The following is a 19858-nucleotide window of genomic DNA, read 5'->3' on the forward strand; positions in this document are numbered from 1 at the left end:
TATCCCGCTCGGGCGATGGATCGGTCTGGGGATATGCAATGACAAGCTCGCGGGACAATTTTGCGGGCGATTTCGATTTCATCGTCGTCGGCGCGGGATCGGCGGGATGCGCGGTCGCGGCCCGGCTGTCCGAGGACGGGCGCGAGCGGGTGCTGCTGATCGAGGCAGGCCCGCGCGACACCAGCATCAACATCCATATCCCGCTGATGGTGGTGAACCTGCTCAAGGACCCCGCCCATACCTGGCCGCTGGTAACCGAGCCGCAGGCGGCGCTCAACGACCGCACCCAATTGTGGACGCGCGGGCGCATGCTCGGCGGGTCGAGCTCGATCAATGGCTGCGTCTATGTGCGCGGCGATCCGGGCGAGTTCGATTCGTGGGAGGCGATGGGCCTGCCGGGCTGGGGCTGGTCCGACATGCTTCCCTATTTCAAGCGCATGGAAAGCTATGCCCCCGGCGACCCCGCGACCCGCGGGCATGACGGGCCGATCGGTGTCACCAGCCTCAAGCATTTCGACGCGCTGGCCGATGCCTATGTGCAGGCGAGCGGGGAGGCAGGCTTCGATATCGTCGAGGATTATAATGACGGCCATTATGAAGGCGCGTCCTATCTGCAATATTCGACCCGGCGCGGCTTCCGTTCGTCGACGGCGGTGGGATATCTGAAGCCCGCGCGCAACCGCGAAAACCTCGCGGTGATGACCGATGCGCTCGTGACCCGCGTGGTGATCGAGGATGGCGTCGCCACCGGCGTGGAACTTCGCCGCGGAGGGGAGCTCAGGCGGATCGCGGCGCGCAAGGAAGTGATCCTGTCGGCCGGTCCGGTCCATTCGCCGGCGCTGCTCGAGCTTTCCGGGATCGGCCAGGCAGCGCTGCTGCGCGAGCACGGCATTCCGGTCGTCAGCGATCTGGCGGGGGTCGGCGAAAACCTACTCGACCATCCGAACACCCGCCTGACCTTCGATTGCACCCGGCCGATCACCATCAACGATGCGCTCCAGCGCCCGACCGTGAAGATCAGGGAAGGGCTGAAGTTCGCGCTTCTCGGCAAGGGCCTCCTGTCGATCTGCTCCGCCGTGGCGCATACCGTGATGCGATCCTCGCCTGAAGAACCGCGCCCGGACCTGAAGCTCCAGCTCCAGCCTTTCTCGGGAAAGGATCGCTACGCGCGGCGCCCGCAGGATGGGCTGGATGCGCATTCCGGCTTCACCATCGGCGTCATGGGCCTGCGGCCGCGGTCGCGCGGCTGGACTCATATCCGCTCGGCCGATCCGGCGGAGCATCCCAGGATCGACCCGAAATATCTGGACGATCCGCATGACGCGGAGGTGCTGCTCGCCGGGATCAAGGCAGTACGCCGGATCGCCGCCGCGCCGGCGATGCAGCGGATGATCGTGCGCGAGACGCGCCCCGGCAGCGACACCGTCACCGACGAGCAGATTCGCGACTATATTCGTGAGACGACCCAGACGACCTGGCACATCGTCGGCAGCTGCAAGGCCGGGACCGACGATGCCGCGGTCGTCGATCCGGCGCTTCGGGTGCGCGGCGTCGGCCGGCTGCGCGTGATCGATTCCTCGATCTTCCCGACGATCCCTTCCTCCAACACCAACGCCCCGACGATCGCGCTCGGCGAGCGCGGGGCGGAAATGGTGCTGAACAGCTGGCGCAACGATCACAGGGCGGTGGCGTGATGGCGATCGATCGGATCGAGATCCATGTCACCGAACTCCCGGTTCGGCTGAAGCGGACCTTCTCCAGCGGCAGCTACGATACCGGCCCGCCGGAGCAGCTGCTCGGCAAGCCCGTGCTGGTCAAGATCCATGCGGACGGCGTGGTCGGCGTGGCCCAGATTCGGCCGATCAGCCCGGGCCATTTCGTCGCCGATACCGTGCACAGCGTGGTCGCGGCGATCCGCGACATCTACGGCCCGCTGTTGATCGGGCGGCGGCTGGCGGATTTCGAGGCGAACGACGCGCTGATGACCTCGCGGCTCGCGGGAAATCCCGCCGCCCGGGCGGTGCTCGACATCGCACTCCACGATGCGCTGGGCAAGGTGCTGGGCGTGCCCGTCCATGTTCTGCTCGGGGGGCGATCGCACGACAGCATCCCGCTCGAATGGTCGGTCAGCCTGTATGACGACGTCGCGCGCATGATCGACGATGCGCGCCGCGCGATCGACGAATTCGGCATGCGCGTGCTCTGCCTGAAGGCGGCGGGCAAAGGCGGATGGCGCACCGATGTGCGAAACTTCGCGGCCGTGCGCGAGGCGGTTGGGCCGGACGTGCTGATCGGCGTGGATCCGAACACCGGCTGGACCGTCGCCGAAACCGTCGCCGCGCTCGATGCGATGCACGACATGGACGTCGGCTATTGCGAGCAGCCGGTCGAGCGCCGCAACCTCGCCGGGCTGGCGGCGATCCGGGGCCAGGCGCGGGGCGTGCCGATCATGGCGGACGAAAGCCTGTTCACCGTCCAGGATGCCGCGGAACTCGCGCGCAGCGGCGCGGTCGATATATTCTGCATCAAGCTGTACAAGGTCGGCGGGCTGACGCCGGCCAGGCGCATGCTGGCGATCGCCGACGCCTTCGATATCGGTATCAATTGCGGTGGCCTCGCGGTCGCATCGCAGTTCGAGGCGGCGGCGGCGGCGCATTATTGCGCGGCGGTGCCGGCGCGGCGGACCTTCGGCGCGGCGGAATTCGTGTTCGGCGCCGGCGTGCTGGGGCCAGATCCGCTGGTGGCGGACGGCGGTTTCACGATCGTCGACGGCGCGGTGGCGGTGCCGACGGGCCCAGGCCTGGGGCTGACGCTCGACGAGGAGGCGCTTCGCCGCATGACACTGCTGCACGAAGAGGTGAGGCGCTGAAGCGAAACGCGTTGAATATGCGCTGCGAGGTACCTCCTTCTTCCTGGCTTCCCCGGCGAAGGCCGGGGCCCAGTTGGGAAAGCTGAAGTAACGACGCGCAACTCCGCTCAGGATCGTCCCCCAACTGGGCCCCGGCCTTCGCCGGGGAACCGAAGAGGTGAACCGGATTTAGCACAGGTTGCTCCAGGACGGATCGGCGGAGAAGGCTTCGCGCGGAATCAAGGGCGCAGGGATGTGCCGGAGACGGATCATCTCCGCGCCTCAGCGCGAACCCTTCTCCATCCCCGACCCGCCGTCGTCAGGCAGCGCTGCGCGCGTTGTGAACATTCTGCACGGCCTGACGCACGACGCCGGGCGTCAGGTGCGGCGCGACCGAGCGGATGAATTCGAGCAGATAGGGACGCAGATAGGTGTTCGAGCGCAGCACGACATGCACCGTGCTGGACGGCACCAGATCCCCCAGGGCACGCGTCGCGATGCCGGTGTCGCGTTCCGGATCGAACGCCAGGTCGGACAGGATGCCGATACCGAGCCCGAGCGCGACATAGGTCTTGCACACATCGGCATCGATGCCGCTCATGATGACGCGCGGCTCCAGCCCCGCGTCAGTAAAGGCCTTCATTACCTTCCAGCGGCCGCTGTAGCGCGTGTCATAGGTGATGATCGGGTATTTCGCGACTTCGGCGAGCGTCAGCTCGGAAACGCTGAGCAGGGGATGGCCGATCGGCGCGACGATCATGCGCTTGATCTGGAAGCCGTCCAGTTTCACCAGATTGGGGAACTCGCGGATCGTCTCGGTCCCCACCGCCAGGTCGACGTCGCCGCCATCGACCATCTGGCAGATTTCCTCGGGATCGCCCTGCCGCATGACCAGCTTCACGTCGGGATATTGCTTCACGAACCGCTCGACGACACGCGGCAACGTGTAGCGCGCCTGGAAATGCGTCGTGCCAATGGTGAAGACGCCGCCATTGCCCGAATTCATGTCGCTCTTGAGCCGCTTCAGGGCGGCAACGTCCGTCGCGATGCGCTGCGCGATCGAAAACACCACTTCACCAGGCTCGGTCAGGCCAATGATGCGGTTGCGGGTACGGATGAAAATCTCGAAGCCGAGCTCCAGCTCGAGCAGCTGAATCTGCCGGCTGACCCCCGGCTGGGACGTGTTCAGGGATTCTGCTGCGGCGGAGAGATGATTGCCGTGCCGTACGATCTCGACGACGTATCTCAGTTGCTGAAGCTTCAAGGCTCACGCATCCCCGACAATGTTTTCATCGCATGCTAGGATGCCATAATATTTCGTGCAAGCATAGCCCCGCTCGCTAGAACGATCCCCGTCGGCAGCGCGAATAGCGCGCTGCATCGCTGAAATTGTTGCAGAAAGTCGGGTGCGTCGGCGCCGGTCGGCTGCTGCCTGCGGAAAAGGGCGGGGATGCGGAACAGTCTCGATCGCAGATATGACGTGATCGTCGTCGGCGGCGGCAACGCCGCCCTGTGCGCGGCGCTGAGCGCGGCGGATGCGGGCGCATCGGTCCTCGTGCTCGAACGCTCCCCGGAGAGTGAGCGGGGCGGCAACACCTCCTATACCGACGGGCTGATGCGCACCGTCTATGAAGGCGCGGACGACATCCGCGCTTTCTGCCCGGACCTGACCGACGCGGAATGCGAGGTCAGTGATTTCGGCACCTATACCGAAGGCAAGTTTTTCGAGGATATGGGTGAAATCACCCAATATCGCACCGATCCCGAATTGTGCGACCTGCTGGTGACGCGCAGCCGCGCGACGATCCTGTGGATGCGCGACCAGGGCGTACGCTTCTTCCCCAATTTCGGGCGCCAGGCCTATCGGGTCGACGGGCGCTTCAAATTCTGGGGCGGCGCGACGATCGCGGTGCAGGCGGGCGGACCCGGCCTGGTCGACTCGCTGTACCGCGCGGCGGAAAAGCGCGGCATCGAGATCGTCTATGACGCCTGGGTGCGCGATCTCGTGCGCGGCGACCTCGAGGTCACCGGGGTGCGGGTCGCGGTCGACCGGCAGGAGCGCGAGATCTTCGCGAGCGCCGTCGTGCTGGCCTGCGGCGGGTTCGAGGCCAATGCGGAATGGCGCACGCGCTATCTCGGGCCGGGCTGGGATCTCGCGAAGGTGCGCGGCTCTCGCTATAATACCGGGGATGGGCTGCGCATGGCGCTTGACGCCGGCGCCCAGCCTTATGGCCATTGGTCGGGCTGCCACGCCGTGTCGTGGGAGCGCAACGCGAATGATTTCGGCGATCTGGCGCTGACCCCGCAATATCAGCGGCACAGCTATCCACTGTGCGTGATGGTCAATCGCGAGGGCAAGCGCTTCGTCGACGAGGGCGCCGATTTCCGCAACTACACCTATGCCAAATATGGCCAAGCAGTGCTCGCCCAGCCGGGCCAGCTGGCCTGGCAGGTGTTCGATTCGAAGGTCTCGCATCTGCTGCGCGACGAATATCGCACGCGCAACGTCTCCAAGGTCCGCGCCGACACGCTGGAGGAGCTGGCCGACAAGATCGAGGAGATCGACAAGGCGCAGTTCCTGGCGACGGTCGCCGAGTTCAACGCGTCGATCGACACCGACGCGGCGTTCGATCCCAATATCAAGGACGGCCGCAGCGCGACCAGCAACGGCGTGGTGCGCAGCAACTGGGCGTGCGCGATCGATACCGCGCCGTTCGAGGCCTATGCCGTCACCTGCGGCGTCACCTTCACCTTTGGCGGGGTCAAGATCTCGACCGAGGGCGAAGTGATGAACACCAACGGCCAGTCGATCCCGGGCCTGTTCGCCGCCGGCGAGATGGTCGGCGGCATATTCTACTTCAACTATCCGGGTGCCAGCGGGCTCACCAGCGGGGCGGTGTTCGGCCGCCTCGCCGGGACGAGCGCCGCCGCCTACGCGACCGCGAGGTCGGCATCGCCGGCCCCAGCCCCAGCCCCAGCCCCGGCCGCATCCGCTGCCTGAACGCTTCCATCCCCTGCCAGAAGAGAGTCCGCATGAACGCCGAAACCCAGATCGCCGTGCCGGGCGTCACCCGCGAAATCGCCGAATTCGCCGCCGGGCTGCGCTATGAGGATCTGCCCGACGATCTGATCGTCAATGCCAAGCAGTGCATTCGCGACAGCCTGGGTTGCGGCCTGTTCGGCGCGGACACGGAATGGACTCAGGCAGTGGTGCGCACCGTCGGTCTGCTGGGCCAGGCGCAGACGGCGAGCGCCTGGGGGATGAAGGTCAAGGCCGATCCGCTGGGCGTCGCCTTCATCAACGGCACGGCCGCGCAAGGCTATGAACTCGACGATTGCCACGACCAGTCGATGTCGCATTACGGCGCGGGCGTTATCCCGGCCGTGCTCGCCTGCACCGAGGGCGCGTTCGGCGCGTTCGACGGCAAGGACGTGATCCGCGCCGTCGTCGCCGGTTACGAGCTCGGCACGCGGATCGGCAATACCGTCAGCCCCTCGGCCTTCCATCGCGGCTTCCACCCGTGCGGCCTCACCAGCACCTTCGGGTCGGCGGCGGCGATCGCCAAGCTGCTCGATCTCGACACCGATAAATATGTCAGTGCGCTCGGACTGGCCGGGTCCCAGGCGGCGGGGCTGATGGCCGCGCAGTTCGGCGCGATGGCCAAGCGTTTCCACTCGGGCAAGGCATCGCAGAACGGCATCATCGCCGCATTGTGCGCGCGCGAGGGGCTGACCGGCGTGCGCGACGTGCTCGAGGCGCCCTATGGGGGTTTCTGTTCGACCTATTCGTCGGAATACGACCTGAGCTGGGCGACCAACGGCCTGGGCAGCGACTGGGAGATGCGCAAGAACGGCTTCAAGCGCTATTCGTCGCTCGCTTCCAGCCAGACCTCGGTCGATGCGCTGCGCGCGATCATCGCGCGCACCGGCATTCATGGCAGCGATGTCGCCAAGGTGCGCATCGGCACCACCGACATGGTCCATGTCCATTGCGGCTGGCCCTATGTGCCCAATGGCGAGACGATCGCCGCGCAGATGAACCTGCCCTACACGGCGGCGGTTACCTTGCTCGAAGGCAATGCCTTTATCGACCAATATAGCGACGACAAGCTGCGCGATCCGACGATCATCGATCTCGCCAATCGCATCGAGGTCTATGTCGATCCCGAGCTCGACGCCGGCGGCAAGCATGAGATGCGCGCGGTGCGCGTGGCGGTCACGATGAAGGACGGCACCGAGCACAAGGCCGACCAGACCTATCGTTCCGGTCATTGGCGCAACCCGATGTCGGAGGATGCGCTCCGGGACAAGTTCCGCGATCTCGCCGGCCGCGTGCTGCTCCCTGCCGCCGTGACAGAGGTCGAGCAGATCATCGACAATCTGGAGCATGAGGCGGCTCCGTCGCAGCGGCTGGGCCAGGTGTTGCAGCAGGTTCGCTGACCATCCTCCACCATAGGGAAAACCGACGATGACGATGCTGGCCGAAGCCTTTTCCAACTACGCGGTCGGGCTCACGCGCGATGCGATTCCTCCCGCCGTGCGCGACGCGGCGCTGTGGCACATCGTCGATTCGATCGGCGTATGCATCGCGGGCGCCAATCCCCGGGAACAGAGCGGTGCCGCAGCGGCGAAGCTCGCGGGCGCCTGGGGCGCGGGGACGGGCGCGTCGCTGTTCGGGCTGGATGCCAGGTCGCGGCCGGAACTGGCCGCCCTGGTCAACGGCTCGCTCGCCCAGGCGCTGGAGATGGACGACAAGCACGGCTCGTCGCTCGCCCGGCCGGGATCGACCGTGGTGCCCGCGGTGCTCGCCGCCGCCGAGGCGCGGGGCGCGACACTGGCCGAGGCGATCGACGCGACGGTGGTCGGTTATGAAGTGATGATCCGGCTCGGGTTCGTCGGCGGCGATCGTTTTCTCGAGCGGGGCTACCACACCTCCTCGCTGATCGGATCCTTTGGTGTCGCGGCGGCGATCGGCCGCCTGGCGGGCGCCACCCCGGCGCAGATCGGCGACGGGCTCGGCATCTGCGGCACCTTCGCCTCCGGCATTCAGGAATCGACCCGCACCGGCTCGACCGCCAAGATCCTGCATGGCGGGTGGGGCGCCCATGCCGGCATGCTTGCGATCGACCTGGCGATGGCGGGCATCTCCGGACCGGACAGCGTCTTCGAGGGCAAGTTCGGCTTTTTCCAGACTCATCTGACGCCGGTCACCGGCGACCTGGATTTCGCCAGGGCGGGCGAGGGGCTGGGCACACGCTGGTATCTGCCCGAGACGGCGTACAAGCCCTATCCCTGTTGCCAGCTGCTCCACGCGTTCATCGAAGCCGCCAAGCAGATCCTCGCGGATTTCGTGCGGGACGGCGTGACGGTCGATGAGATCACTGGCATCGCCTGCCAGCTGGCCGAGCCCGGTCTGACGCTCGTCACCGAACCGCGCGACCGGAAGAAAGCGCCGAGCACACCGCACGAGGCACGCTTCAGCCTCTATTTCGGCGTGGCGGCGGCATTGGTCGATGGCGACGTGGCGCTGGAGACCTTCATGCCCGAGCGCCTGTCCGACCCGCGCATCCTGCGGCTCGCGCAGCTGGTCGAGGCCTCGGTCGACCCGCTTTCCGATTATCCGCAACATTGCCCGGCGCGGCTGACCGTCGAGGCGGCGGGGCGTAGCTATTTCAAGCATGTGCCGTTCCACCCCGGTTCGCCCGAGGCTGCGCTGTCGCGTGACGACGTGCTCGACAAGTTCGCCCGCAACACCCGCTGGTATTTCGGCGATAGCGCGCGCGACACCGGCGTGGCGATGGGGGCGATGCCGGGCAGCGCGACGGTCGCCAGCCTGGTGCAGACCGTCGCCGCCGGCGTGCCCGGGATGCTGAAGGCCTCGTGAGCATGCTGCGCGGCGCGGGGAATTTCGATCGCCTGCTGATCGGCGGCGAATGGGTCGCGCCGCATTCGGGCGATACGATCCGCAGCATCGATCCCTCCACCGAGGAGATATGGGCCGAAGTGGCGGTCGCCGACGCGGTCGATGTGGACCTTGCGGTCGCCGCCGCCAGAACCGCGCTGCGCGGCGCGTGGCGCGACATGGCGCCGACGGCGCGCGGTGCGATGATCGCCCGGCTTGCCGATCTGGTTCGGCGCGACGCGGCCGTGCTGGCCGAAATCGAAAGCCGCGACAATGGCAAGCCGCTCCGCGACACGGTGGGGGAGATGCAGCGCGCGGCCGACTGGCTCACCTTCTTCGCGGGCGCGGCCGACAAGTTCAACGGCGCGCAGATCCCGTTCCGTGCCGATGCGATCGCCTATACGCGACACCAACCCGTCGGCGTGGTCGCGGCGATCTTGCCGTGGAATTCGCCGATCCTCCTCGCCTGCTGGAAGCTCGGCCCGGCGCTGGCGACCGGCAATGCCGTGATCCTCAAGCCCGCCGAACAAACGCCCGCGAGCCTGCTCGCGCTGGGCCGGCTGGCGGGGGAGGCCGGGTTTCCGCCGGGCGTGGTCAACGTCCTGCCGGGCGACGGCTCGGTCGGCGCCGCGCTGTCCGGGCATGCCGGCGTGGACAAGGTGTCGTTCACGGGGTCGCACGCCACCGCGCGGCGGATCATGGCGGCGGCGAGCGTCAACCTGAAGCGCTGTTCGTTCGAATGCGGGGGCAAGTCGCCCTTCATCGTGTTCGCCGACGCCGATCTGGAAAAGGCGATCTCGGTGGCCGTGCACAGCGCTTTCCGCTCGACCGGCCAGTCCTGCTCGGCGGCGTCGCGGATGTTCGTCGAGCGGCCGGTCTATGACCGGTTCGCGCGCGAACTGGCCTCGCGCGCGGGGCGCATCCGGGTCGGCGGCGCGCTCGATCCAAAGACTCATATCGGGCCGCACACCTCGGCCGAGCAGCGCGACAAGACCGAGAGCTATATCGCGATCGGCCGCGAGAGCGGCGCCAGGCTGCTGGTCGGCGGCGGGCGCCCGCCCGGCCTCGATCGCGGCTATTTCGTCGAGCCGACGGTGTTCGCCGAGGTCGACAATCAGTCCCGGCTCGCCCGGGAAGAGGTGTTCGGCCCAGTCGTCGCACTGATGCCGTTCGAGGGCGAGGAGGAAGCGATCGCGCTCGCCAATGACAGCGAGTACGGCCTGGTCGGGGGGTTATGGACCAATGATGTCGCACGCGCGCACCGCGTCGCGAACCGGATCGAGAGTGGGCTCGTCTCGGTCAATACCTTCCGCCCGGTTCATTTCATGCTGCCCTATGGCGGGTTCAAGCTGAGCGGCATAGGCCGCGAAAACGGGATCGACGCGCTGCGCGAGTTCAGCGAGGTCAAGACGGTCGTCATCGATCTTTCGACTGAGATCCCGCCCGACCCGTTCGCTGACTGATCGCCTTATTGCGCGACCACGCCGCCATCGATCGAGATGATCGCGCCGGTGACATAGGAGGATGCGCTCGACGCGAGCCACACCACCGCGCCGGCCATCTCGTCCGGCTGCGCGACCCGGTCCATCGGTACCTTCAGCGGCTGTGCGCCGCCGGCGCTCAGCCGGCCCGCGCGCATGGTATGAAGCAGCCCGGTATCGACCGGGCCCGGCGCGATCGCGTTGACGCGGATGCCGCGCGGGGCAAGCTCCAGCGCGGCCGATTTCGTCAGCCCGGCCACCGCATGCTTGGTCGCGGCATAGGGGACGACGAACGGCAGCCCGGTGAGCGCCGCCGTCGACGCCAGGTTGATGATCGATCCGCCACCATGCGCCAGCATCGCCGGCACCTGATATTTCATGCCCAGCCAGGTGCCGCGCACGTTGATCGCGAACAGCCGGTCGAAATCGGCCGCGTCTATTGTGTCGAGCGCCCCGGTCGGCCCCGGAATGCCGGCATTGTTCATTGCGATATCGAGCCCGCCCAGTCGCTCGACCGCGGTCGCGACCGCCGCCGCGACCTGATCCTCTTCGGTAACGTCGACCGCGACATAGCTGACCGAGGTGCCGCTCGCCGCGGCGATCTCGCGCGCCAACCCGTCGCCCTTCGCCGCATCGAGGCCCCCGATCACCAGGTCGGCGCCGGCCATCGCGATCGCGCGCGCACAGGCCAGGCCGATGCCGGAGTCGGCGCCGATCACCAGCGCCTTGCGCCCGGCCAGCGAGAAGCTTGTCTCAGTCACTATACGCTCTCCTTATGATGGGTCCGATTTCCGGTCTTGTGTCGAAAGGGGCGCTCCACCTACGATCTCGCGGAGACTTGTTCCCGGTCCCATCGGCTTCGCGCAGAAGGGGTGCGGTATCAACTCCAAATTCGCTGATCGAGTATATCGGCGCGCGATAGTAATATAGAGGGGAGGGGTCGAGTTGCGGATAAGGGGCGATATAGTCGAGTCCGCGATGATCGATGAACAGTCGTCCGCATCCTATCCGGTGAATTGCAGCCGGATACCCTATCCGTCCTTCGATACTCTTTCACCCGAAAAGCATGAACGGGTGTTTGGCGCCAATCAACGGCGCCTGTTGAACGTTTCGCACATGGCGATGCACGCCAGCGATCAGCTCTGGTCCGCGCAGGCGGCTCTCGGCCGGGCCACGATCGAGTGCGACCTCGATCCCAGGCTGCGCGAGCTGGCGATCCTGCGGGTCGCTCACCTGCAGGGTTCCAACTATGAGCTGTTCCATCATCGCGGCCTGGCCCGCGCCGCCGGCCTGAGCGCCGCTGAAGAGGCAGCGGTCCTGGGGGGCGATCCCTCGCTGCTCGCCGCGCCGGATCTGGCCCTGATCGCCTTTGTCGACGCCGTCGTGCGCGACGTCTCGCCCGATGATGTCGTGCTGGCTTCCCTGCGCGCGCTGCATAGCGACCGGTTCGTGTTCGACCTGGTCATTCTGATCGGCAGCTACATGATGACCGCGCGGGTGGCCGCGGTCGGCGGGGTCCAGACCGAGGATCAGCCGGTGAGCGGCTGGTGAGTGTGCCCCTCCCCCTGTTCGACACGCACGCGCATCTCATCGCGGACGATCCGGTGGCCTATCCGCCGTCGCCGATGCGCGGCACCACCAGCGTCACGCTCATGACCTATAGCGTCACGGCCGACTGGCTGATCGGGCAGATGGATGCCCACGGCGTGGCGCAGGCGTGCATCGTCCAGCGCGGCCATGTCTATGGCTATGACAATCGCTACATCATCGATTCCGGCCGGCGTTTCCCGGACCGCTTCGTGCCGGTCGTCATCCTGGATGCGCAGGACCCGGCGACGCCGGCGGCGCTGCGGCGGATGGTGCGCGAGGACGGGGTGCGCGGCGTGCGTTTCGCCCAGACCCGGTTCGAGGACTATGGTACCGGCTGGATGAACTCGCCGGCGGCGCTGGAGTGCTGGCGCGCGGCCGCCGATCTCGACATTCCGGTCGCGATCATCGTTTTCCGGTTGCACCTGCCCTGGGTGCTGCCCGCACTGAAATTCGTCGCCGAGCGGTTTCCGGGCCTGCGCATCATCCTGGATCATGTGGGTACCGCGCACACGGCGTCGAATCCCGAAATGGGCAAGTATCGCGAGCATGGCTTCGACGCGACGCTGCCCGGCCCACCCGATTACGGAATCGGGACCACCATCGCGATGTTCGAGAGGATGCCCAACATGTATTTCAAGGTGACCGAGATCGTGTTCGATCGACTCGCCGACCAGAAAATGGTGCCGGCCGACTTCGTCCGGCTACTGGCCGATCGCTTCGGGGCCGATCGCCTGATGTGGGGATCCGATCTCGGCCAGAGCGAGAAGAGCTACGAGGTGAAGGCGGCGATGGCACGTTCGGCCGCCGATGCGCTGGACGACGGCGAACGCCGTCGCTTCCTGAACGGCACTGCTGCAGCGGTGTACGCCCGATGAGCGGCGGTGGTGCAACGGGCCCGGTCGGGGGCGCGAACACGGCAGAGGTCGCGGTCGGCCATGTGCTCGACGACCTGCGCTCCGTTCGCCTGCGCTTCGTTCCGCCGATCCTGCTCGGTTTCATCATGCTGTTCGATTCATGGGACAGCGTGGCGATTTCCTATGTCATGCCGTCGCTGACCGCCGAATGGCAGCTCAAGCCGGTGTCGATGGGGGCGCTGATCTCGTCCGGCTATGCCGGGCAGTTCGTCGGCGCCATGCTGCTCGGCATGCTGGCGGAGCGTTTCGGCCGGATGCCGGTGTTCCTGGTCGCGATGACGCTGATGAGCCTGCTCGCGATCGGCTGCGCCATCAGCCCGGATTACTGGACGCTGATCGTGCTGCGTTTCGTCCAGGGGGTCATGATCGGCGGGGCGCTGCCGGTGGCGATCACCTATATCAACGAGCTTGCCCCGACGAGCATCCGCGGCCGATATTTCGGTACCTTCCAGTTCATCTGCATGGCGGGCTATGCGGCGGCGGCGCAGTCGAGCGCGATCGTCATTCCGCATCTCGGCTGGCGCTGGCTGTTCGGGCTGGGCGTCATCCCGCTGGCCCTGCTGCCGCTGGTCGTGCTCCTGCTGCCGGAATCGCCGCGCTGGCTGGCGCGTCTCGGGAGGATCGACGACGTGAACCGCGCGCTCGCCAAGCTCGGCGGCCCGCCGATCGCGGTGGACGCCGAACTGGCGACGGGGGGGCGGACGGCCCCGGCGGCGGCGCCGACCAGGGTGAAGGCGCTGTTCGCCAGCGATTATCGCAAGCGTTCGATCATCATCATCAGCCTGTGGTTCTTCACCTCCTTCGCCACCTTCGGCCTGACGACCTGGGTCCCGTCAATCTATGTGCGCGAGTTCAAGATCCCGGTTGCCGACGCGCTCGCCTATGCGGCGATTTCGAGCACGTTGTACCTGTTCGCCTCGCCGATCGTCGCGGCGGTCATGGATCATACCGGGCGGCGGCCGCTCGCGCTGGGCGGGACGCTGATCGCCGCCGTCGCATTGCTGTCGCTCGCCGTCCATATCCCGGATTCGCGCACGGTGCTGATCGCGCTGGTCGTGCTCGGCGCGCTGTCGATCTCGATCGGATCGCTGATCGTCTGGCCCTATACGGCGGAAAGCTATCCGACGCGGCTGCGGGCGGTCGGGCTCGGCATGGCCAGCGCGACGGCGCGCGGCGCGTCGATGCTCACCCCGCTGATCGTCGGGGGCATCCTGGCGGAGAGCGGGTCGGTTCGCGTCGTGTTCGGCGTGGTCGGGACCTGCGCGCTGATCGCCTTCCTGCTGTGGCTGACCGCGACGCGCGAGACGGCACGGATGAGCCTGGACGACCTCAAATGAGCCGTGCCGCCGCGGGGACCGGCGCGGCCCGGCCGCCTCGAGTGAAACATTGAATGAAAGGAATTGTGATGTCTGACTATGCTGGCCCGATCTACGATGCCCATGCCCATCTGGTGTCCGACGATCTCGAGAAATACCCGCGCACCCACCCGTTTCGCGAGGGCGCGGTCGAAGGATCGGTGTTCGGCCCCGGCACGATCGGCAAGCCGGGCGGGATGCACGGGCCCAATCCGATCAACGAAAAGCCCAGCGCCGAAAAGATGCACAAATGGATGGCGGAAGAGAATGTCGTCGGCATCGCCGCCGTCCAGAAGGGCATGATCTACGGCACCGACAACAGCTATATCGTCGATGCCGCGGACATCTTCCCCGACGAGATGCGCGCGATCATCATCGTCGATCCGCAGGCACCGGAGACGCCGCAGATGATCCGCGACGATGCGGCGCGCGGCATCATCGGCATCCGCTTCTTCGGGGTGGGCGTGACGGACAAGAGCAAGTGGCTGAGCTCGCCCTCGGCGCTGGAGGCGTGGACGCTCGCCAATGATCTCGGGCTGCTGGTGGATATCGAGGCGCCGGCGCGCGGCGCCGATGTGCTGATCCCGGTGATCGAGGCGATGGCGGATCGTTTCCCGAATCTGCGCATCGTGCTCGATCACGTCTTCCTGCCCGACGTCACCCAGCCGGATTTCGGCATCGACGCGCGGTTCGACGGCTTCAGGGCGCGCGACAACATCACCTACAAATTCACCTCGCTGAACATGGATTTCATCCGCGAAAAGGGCATCGCGCCCGGGGCGGTGCTGCGCCGCGCCGTCGACTATTACGGCCCGGACAAGCTGATGTGGGGATCGGACATCGGCACGTCCTCGGGCAGCTACAAGGAAATGGTCGCGCGCGCGAAGGAATCGACCAGGCTGCTGACCGAGGAGGAGCGCCGCAAGGTGCTGCACGACAATGGGCGCCGGGTGTTTCTCGGCTGGAAGGGCTGAGGGAAAGGGCCGGGCGGCGACGCCCGGCCTTGTTCGCTCAAGGCCTGACCGACCTGACGGCGGCTTCGCGATCCTCGCGAGGCCGCCGTTTCCTTTCGTGCCTGTTCCCCGCACCCCTGCAAAAAAGAAAAGGCCCGGGTGAGCTGCGCTGCTCGCCCGGGCCTCCTCCCCTTGTCGGTGAGGATCAGTATTTCGCGCGTACGCCGAACTTGAAGGCCCGGCCGAACGGGTCGAAGTGCAGGCCATTGCCGAAGAAGCGCAGCTGCTTCGGCTCGCCCTTGTCGAACACATTGTTCACGCTCGCGAAGAACTCGACATTGGCGACGTTGATGTGCGCCGACAGGTCCATGTAGAAGCGCGAGTCGACCTTGTTGGTCGTGATGCTGTTCGGGTTGTTGATGTCATAGCCCTCCTGCTCCGGGCCGATCTTGGTCGAATCGAGGATACCCTCGGGGATATAGCGGCCATGCGCGCTGATCCCCCAGCTTGGCCGGGAGTAGCTGATCACGCCGTCCAGCTTCCAGCGCGGCACGCCCTGGATGTTGGTGACCGAGCCGGCATTGCCGGTGACGTCGTCGAGCTGGGTCACCACGCCGGTGGCGCCGGTCGTCGACAGATCGAGCACATAGTTGCCGTTGACCTGGAGGTCGATATTCCCGCCGAGCGCCGGGATGCGATAATCCGCCACCAGTTCGAAACCCTCGGCGTGCAGCTGGCTGAGGTTCTGCGAGGTAGTGAAGATCGTGTTGATCGATCCGTTCGGATTGAACTGGATCAGGTTGCACAGCAGGTTCTGGTTGCGGCAGGCCGTCGCGATCACCGCCGGCGTCAGCGAGTCGATCGCGCCGTCCACCTTGATGTCGTAATAGTCGATCGACATGTTGAACCGCGGGACGAAGCTCGGCTTCAGCACCACGCCCGCGGTGAAGGTGTTGCCGCGCTCCAGCTTCAGGTTCGGGTTGCCGCCGGCGACGACCAGCTGCAGCGTCGTGCCGCCGACGAACGGATCGGCGAGCGGAAGCTGGGTGGTGGTCGCGTTCGGGCTCGATTCGAGCGCGGTTGGCGCGCGGATGTCACGCGAGCGCGTGACGCGGAAGGTGATGTCGGAGATCGGCGTATAGACCGCGCCCAGCTTCCAGGTCGTCGCATTGCCGAAATTATTATACTTGGTGTAGCGCACGGCGCCGTCGACATCGAGCGCCTTGCCCAGCGCCGAATCCTTGAGCAGCGGGACGCCGGCTTCGAAATAGCCTTCGGTCACCGTCGTCTTGGTGAAGGGCAGGACGGTGGTCGCCGCCTGGATGAACGCGCCCGACAGGGTCAGCGGGTCGGCGTTGCCCTCCGCCGTGTCACTGCGATATTCGCCGCCCGCCGCCACCTTGACCTCGCCGGCCCAGGTGCTGAACGGCGATCCGCGCAGATTGGCCGCGACGACATGCTGTTCGAACTTGCGGCTTTGCGTCGCGGTACGGAGATAGCGCGCGCCGGCCTCCGGGCTGATCGTGCCGAACAGGTTGATGGGGATACAGCCATTGGTCGGCACCGTCAGCGTCGTGCGGCAGACGATGCTGCCGATCGCGAGCCCGGAGGTGCCGACATTCGCCGCCGTCACCCGCACCGCGTCGACCGCGTTGTTCCATTCCTTGGTGCGCGTCTTGTAGCTGACGACGCTGCCGTCGACCTGGCCATAGGTGTAATAGGCATCCCATGCCCAGCCGCTGCCCAGATCGCCCTTGAGGCTGAGGGCGCCGCGATAGGTCGTGTTCGTGCTCGTGCCGATCGCCAGGCCGTCGGGCGACAGGCCGAACGCCGCGTGGCTGACGAGGATGTTGGTGATCGCCGGATCGGCCGCGAGGATCGCGGCTCGCGTCTGGGCGGAGATATAGGGATTGTTGATGTCGATCGCGGTGCGGTCGTCGAGTGGCGGGGTCGAGCGGGCCGGGCCGCCGACGACGCGCGAATACATGAATTCGACTGACGCCGTGATCGAATCGGTCAGGTCGTAATCGGCATGCGCCATCGCGGAGACGTGCTTGGTCGGCACCACCAGCGGCGATGGCGTGAGGCCCAGCAGATAGGGTTGGGTCGGGTCGCTGCCGTTCGGGAATTGCTGGAACGACCCGCTCAGATAATTGCCGAACGTGTAGGGGACGAGATTGCCGTTCGCGTCGAACTGCTTGCCGCGCAGGGCGTTCGGCAGCGAGGTCGCCCCGACGTTCAGCACCTGCTGGCCGAGCGTGATCGTGCCGCCCGAGCCGTTGGGTTTGGTCGCGCCGACCAGGATGCCGTTGTCGTTATAGACGAAGTTGACGCCGTCGAGCACGAGCGTCGCGGGCAGGCCGTTGGTGCTGGTCCGGGTCGTCGTGTTGTAGCCCGGATTGGACACATAGTTGGTGTATTTCCGGCACCAGGAGCGGACCTCGCACGGCCCGAGGCCCTTTTCCTCGGCATATTCGACCGCCGCGATCACATGGCCGCGGCCGCCCGAGAAATCGGTGCCGCCGGCGAGCGCGGCATAATAGGTCTGGCCGTCGCCACGCTCGGTGACGCCGACATTCACGTCGCCCTTGAGCCCGTTGAGCTTGGTGTCGAGGATCAGGTTGACCACGCCCGCGACCGCGTTCGCGCCATAGGCGGCGGACGCGCCGCCGGTGACGACCTCGGCGCGCTGCACGACGATGTTGGGGATGCTGTTGAGGTCGACGGTACTGTTGTCGTTGCTCGACACGAAGCGCCGTCCGTCGATCAGCGTCAGGGTGCGCGTGGCGCCCAGGCCACGCAGATCGAGCGTGCGCGCACCGATCGCGCCCGAAACGCGGAAGGAATTGGTCGAGGGTCCGTTGATCGGCCGGAACGACGGGATCTGGTTAAGCGCGTCGGCGATGTTCTGGATGTTGAGCTGCTTCAGCCGCTCCTGGCCGACCACGTTGACGGGCGTCGGCGCGTCGTAGCCGGCGCGGCCGAGGCGCGAACCGGTGACGATGATCTCGCTGGCGGTCTCGTCGGCGGCGTCAGCCTGCGCGACATCGGCCGGCTGGGCCTGGGCCGCCGTGGCGGGCCGGTCGGCCGCCTGCGCCTTCGCGGCCGGGCCGTTGACGATCGCGGCGAACGCGATTGCCGCGCCCGAGGTGCGAAGCAGAAAGCTGATCTTGGACATCACTCCCCTCCCTATGTTCGGCGTCCCCCGACCGTGGGAGGACGCTCATGATCCAGTTGTTACCGGTATCTGATGCTAGAGATGTTTCTTAGCGTCGAAATGCTCCGAGAGGCATCTTTATTTGATCTCCACAATGCTTAACCGGGCATAGTGAAACCATGGCTTGATCGCGTTCCGGCATCGCCGGCCTCGACGCTTGATCGATCGCGTGTTCGCTGCGTCGGTCTGCAACTATGCCTGCCGCCTCGGAAAAGTGAGCGGATCACGGACGGATACACTGGCCCTTCCGGAGATTTGACCGCGACGCCCCGTCGTTGCCCCCTTGAACGAGGTTCCGCATGGCGCCCACCGAGTCCCCAGCAGCCGAGCCCGACACGAGCAGCTTCTTCGGCTGGTACACCCTTGCCGACGGCAGGACCCGGCGGGTGTTCTGGGCCTGTTTCCTCGGCTGGGGCCTGGATGCGATGGATGGCCTCATCTACCAATATATGGTGCCGCTGCTGATCGCGGCGCTTGGCCTCACGATCGGGCAGGCGGGCAGCATCGTGTCGGCGAACTTCTTCGCGGCGGCGATCGGCGGCTGGGCGGGCGGCTGGCTGTCCGATCGCTTCGGGCGCGCGCGGATCCTCAAGCTCACCATCCTGTGGTTCTCGGTCTTCTCGTTTCTGTCGGGCTTTGCGCAGGATTACGAACAGTTGCTGATCCTGCGCACCTTGCAGGGCCTCGGCTTCGGGGCGGAATGGGCGGTCGGCGCGGTGCTGCTCGGTGAGATGATCGCGCCGGCCTGGCGCGGCCGCGCGCTGGGCACGATGCAGAGCGCTAATGCCGTCGGCTCCGGCCTGGCCGCGATCCTCGCCGGCCCGGTCGCGGGGCTGATGCCGCTATGGCTCGGCTGGCGCGTCGTGTTCTGGATCGGGCTGGCGCCGGCGCTGCTGACCTTCTTCATCCGCCGCCACGGCGACGAATCGCCGTTGTTCACCAAGGCGACCAAGGGCCGCCACCCGTTCGCGATGTTGCGACGGGATCTGCTGCCGACCACGGCGCTCGCCTGCCTGTTGTCGACCGGCGCGCAGGGCGCCGCCTTCGCGGTCACGTCGTTCCTGACGACCTTTCTGGTGACGGAACGCGGCCTGTCGCTCAGCGTCGCCGGGCTCTTCGTCCTGCTGAACAGTGTCGGCGGCTTCTTCGGCTTCCTCGTCAACGCGCATATCGCCGACCGTTTCGGCCGGCGCGCGACCTTCAGGATTTTCGCGCTGGGCTTCGTGCTGGCGGTGATCGCCTATCTCTATCTGCCGCTCGGCAATTCGGCCTGGACGCTCCTGCCGGCGGGCATGGTCTACGGCTTTTTCCAGTTCGGCATCTACGCGGCATTCGGGCCGTATTTCAGCGAGCTGTTCCCGACCGAGGTGCGCGCCACCTCCCAGGCTTTCGCCTATAATTTCGGGCGGGCGACGAGCTTCATCTTCATCCAGGGCGCGGTGCTGATCGGCGCCGGTATGACGCTGAGCATCGGCATGACGATCATGGGCGTCATCGGCATGGCGTGCGCGCTGGTCGCCACGCTGCTGCTTCCCGAAACCCGCGGGCGCGACCTGCGCGACATAGGCGCCCTTCACTGAGCCCTTGCGGGCGTGGCG

General features: G+C 66.5%; 14 protein-coding genes. 11 read left to right on the forward strand and 3 right to left on the reverse strand.

Annotated features, from left to right (window positions below; genetic code table 11):
• Nucleotides 1–38 precede the first annotated feature (38 nt).
• On the forward strand, nucleotides 39–1694 hold the full coding sequence (locus ACZ1I2_RS07230; protein ID WP_465174595.1) for a GMC family oxidoreductase: 1656 nt from the start codon (nucleotides 39–41) through the stop codon (nucleotides 1692–1694).
• A complete protein-coding gene (locus ACZ1I2_RS07235) occupies nucleotides 1694–2869 on the forward strand; it encodes a mandelate racemase/muconate lactonizing enzyme family protein (protein WP_465174594.1) in 1176 nt (391 codons plus the stop codon). Before ACZ1I2_RS07230 ends, ACZ1I2_RS07235 begins: the two co-directional genes overlap by 1 nt.
• Before the next feature lie 298 nt (nucleotides 2870–3167).
• Here the strand turns inward: ACZ1I2_RS07235 and ACZ1I2_RS07240 are convergent, their stop codons facing one another.
• On the reverse strand, nucleotides 3168–4112 hold the full coding sequence (locus ACZ1I2_RS07240) for a LysR substrate-binding domain-containing protein (RefSeq protein WP_465170355.1): 945 nt from the start codon (nucleotides 4110–4112) through the stop codon (nucleotides 3168–3170).
• Nucleotides 4113–4298: 186 nt separating this feature from the next.
• Between ACZ1I2_RS07240 and tcuA the strand changes: the two genes are divergently transcribed.
• From tcuA to ACZ1I2_RS07260, 4 genes are read left to right on the forward strand one after another with little or no spacing between them, the layout of a single operon-like run.
• Complete coding sequence (gene tcuA, locus ACZ1I2_RS07245) at nucleotides 4299–5849, forward strand: FAD-dependent tricarballylate dehydrogenase TcuA (RefSeq protein WP_465174593.1); 1551 nt, start codon at nucleotides 4299–4301, stop codon at nucleotides 5847–5849.
• 32 nt (nucleotides 5850–5881) lie between these two features.
• Nucleotides 5882–7288: an MmgE/PrpD family protein gene (locus ACZ1I2_RS07250; protein ID WP_465174592.1), complete on the forward strand. Its 1407-nt coding sequence runs from the start codon at nucleotides 5882–5884 to the stop codon at nucleotides 7286–7288.
• 28 nt (nucleotides 7289–7316) lie between these two features.
• Nucleotides 7317–8732, forward strand: coding sequence for an MmgE/PrpD family protein (locus tag ACZ1I2_RS07255; RefSeq protein WP_465174591.1), 1416 nt, complete (start codon nucleotides 7317–7319; stop codon nucleotides 8730–8732).
• Nucleotides 8733–8734: 2 nt separating this feature from the next.
• Complete coding sequence (locus ACZ1I2_RS07260; protein WP_465177171.1) at nucleotides 8735–10213, forward strand: aldehyde dehydrogenase; 1479 nt, start codon at nucleotides 8735–8737, stop codon at nucleotides 10211–10213.
• Between the two features lie 5 nt (nucleotides 10214–10218).
• Here the strand turns inward: ACZ1I2_RS07260 and ACZ1I2_RS07265 are convergent, their stop codons facing one another.
• Nucleotides 10219–10992: an SDR family NAD(P)-dependent oxidoreductase gene (locus tag ACZ1I2_RS07265; protein WP_465174590.1), complete on the reverse strand. Its 774-nt coding sequence runs from the start codon at nucleotides 10990–10992 to the stop codon at nucleotides 10219–10221.
• Between the two features lie 217 nt (nucleotides 10993–11209).
• On the opposite strand from ACZ1I2_RS07265, the gene ACZ1I2_RS07270 reads away from it, so the two are divergent.
• The 4 genes from ACZ1I2_RS07270 (at nucleotide 11210) to ACZ1I2_RS07285 (ending at nucleotide 15064) form a co-directional block, all read left to right on the forward strand.
• A complete protein-coding gene (locus ACZ1I2_RS07270) occupies nucleotides 11210–11782 on the forward strand; it encodes a carboxymuconolactone decarboxylase family protein (protein ID WP_465174589.1) in 573 nt (190 codons plus the stop codon).
• Nucleotides 11779–12696 carry an amidohydrolase family protein gene (locus tag ACZ1I2_RS07275; RefSeq protein WP_465174588.1) on the forward strand — a complete coding sequence of 306 codons (918 nt, stop codon included), beginning with the start codon at nucleotides 11779–11781 and terminating at the stop codon, nucleotides 12694–12696. Before ACZ1I2_RS07270 ends, ACZ1I2_RS07275 begins: the two co-directional genes overlap by 4 nt.
• The gene (locus ACZ1I2_RS07280; protein WP_465174587.1) at nucleotides 12693–14072 is read left to right on the forward strand and encodes an MFS transporter; all 1380 of its coding nucleotides are present in this window, start codon (nucleotides 12693–12695) and stop codon (nucleotides 14070–14072) included. The genes ACZ1I2_RS07275 and ACZ1I2_RS07280 overlap by 4 nt, the downstream gene beginning before the upstream one ends.
• Nucleotides 14073–14140: 68 nt before the next feature.
• On the forward strand, nucleotides 14141–15064 hold the full coding sequence (locus tag ACZ1I2_RS07285; RefSeq protein ID WP_465174586.1) for an amidohydrolase family protein: 924 nt from the start codon (nucleotides 14141–14143) through the stop codon (nucleotides 15062–15064).
• A 184-nt stretch (nucleotides 15065–15248) separates the two neighbouring features.
• On the opposite strand, the gene ACZ1I2_RS07290 is transcribed toward ACZ1I2_RS07285, so the two are convergent.
• Nucleotides 15249–18221: a TonB-dependent receptor domain-containing protein gene (locus ACZ1I2_RS07290; RefSeq protein WP_465174585.1), complete on the reverse strand. Its 2973-nt coding sequence runs from the start codon at nucleotides 18219–18221 to the stop codon at nucleotides 15249–15251.
• 338 nt (nucleotides 18222–18559) lie between these two features.
• Here ACZ1I2_RS07290 and ACZ1I2_RS07295 point away from each other — a divergent pair, with 338 nt between their 5' ends.
• Complete coding sequence (locus tag ACZ1I2_RS07295) at nucleotides 18560–19840, forward strand: MFS transporter (RefSeq protein WP_465174584.1); 1281 nt, start codon at nucleotides 18560–18562, stop codon at nucleotides 19838–19840.
• Nucleotides 19841–19858: the final 18 nt, after the last annotated feature.

This window comes from Sphingomonas sp. BL-S-29 (genome assembly GCF_055521495.1).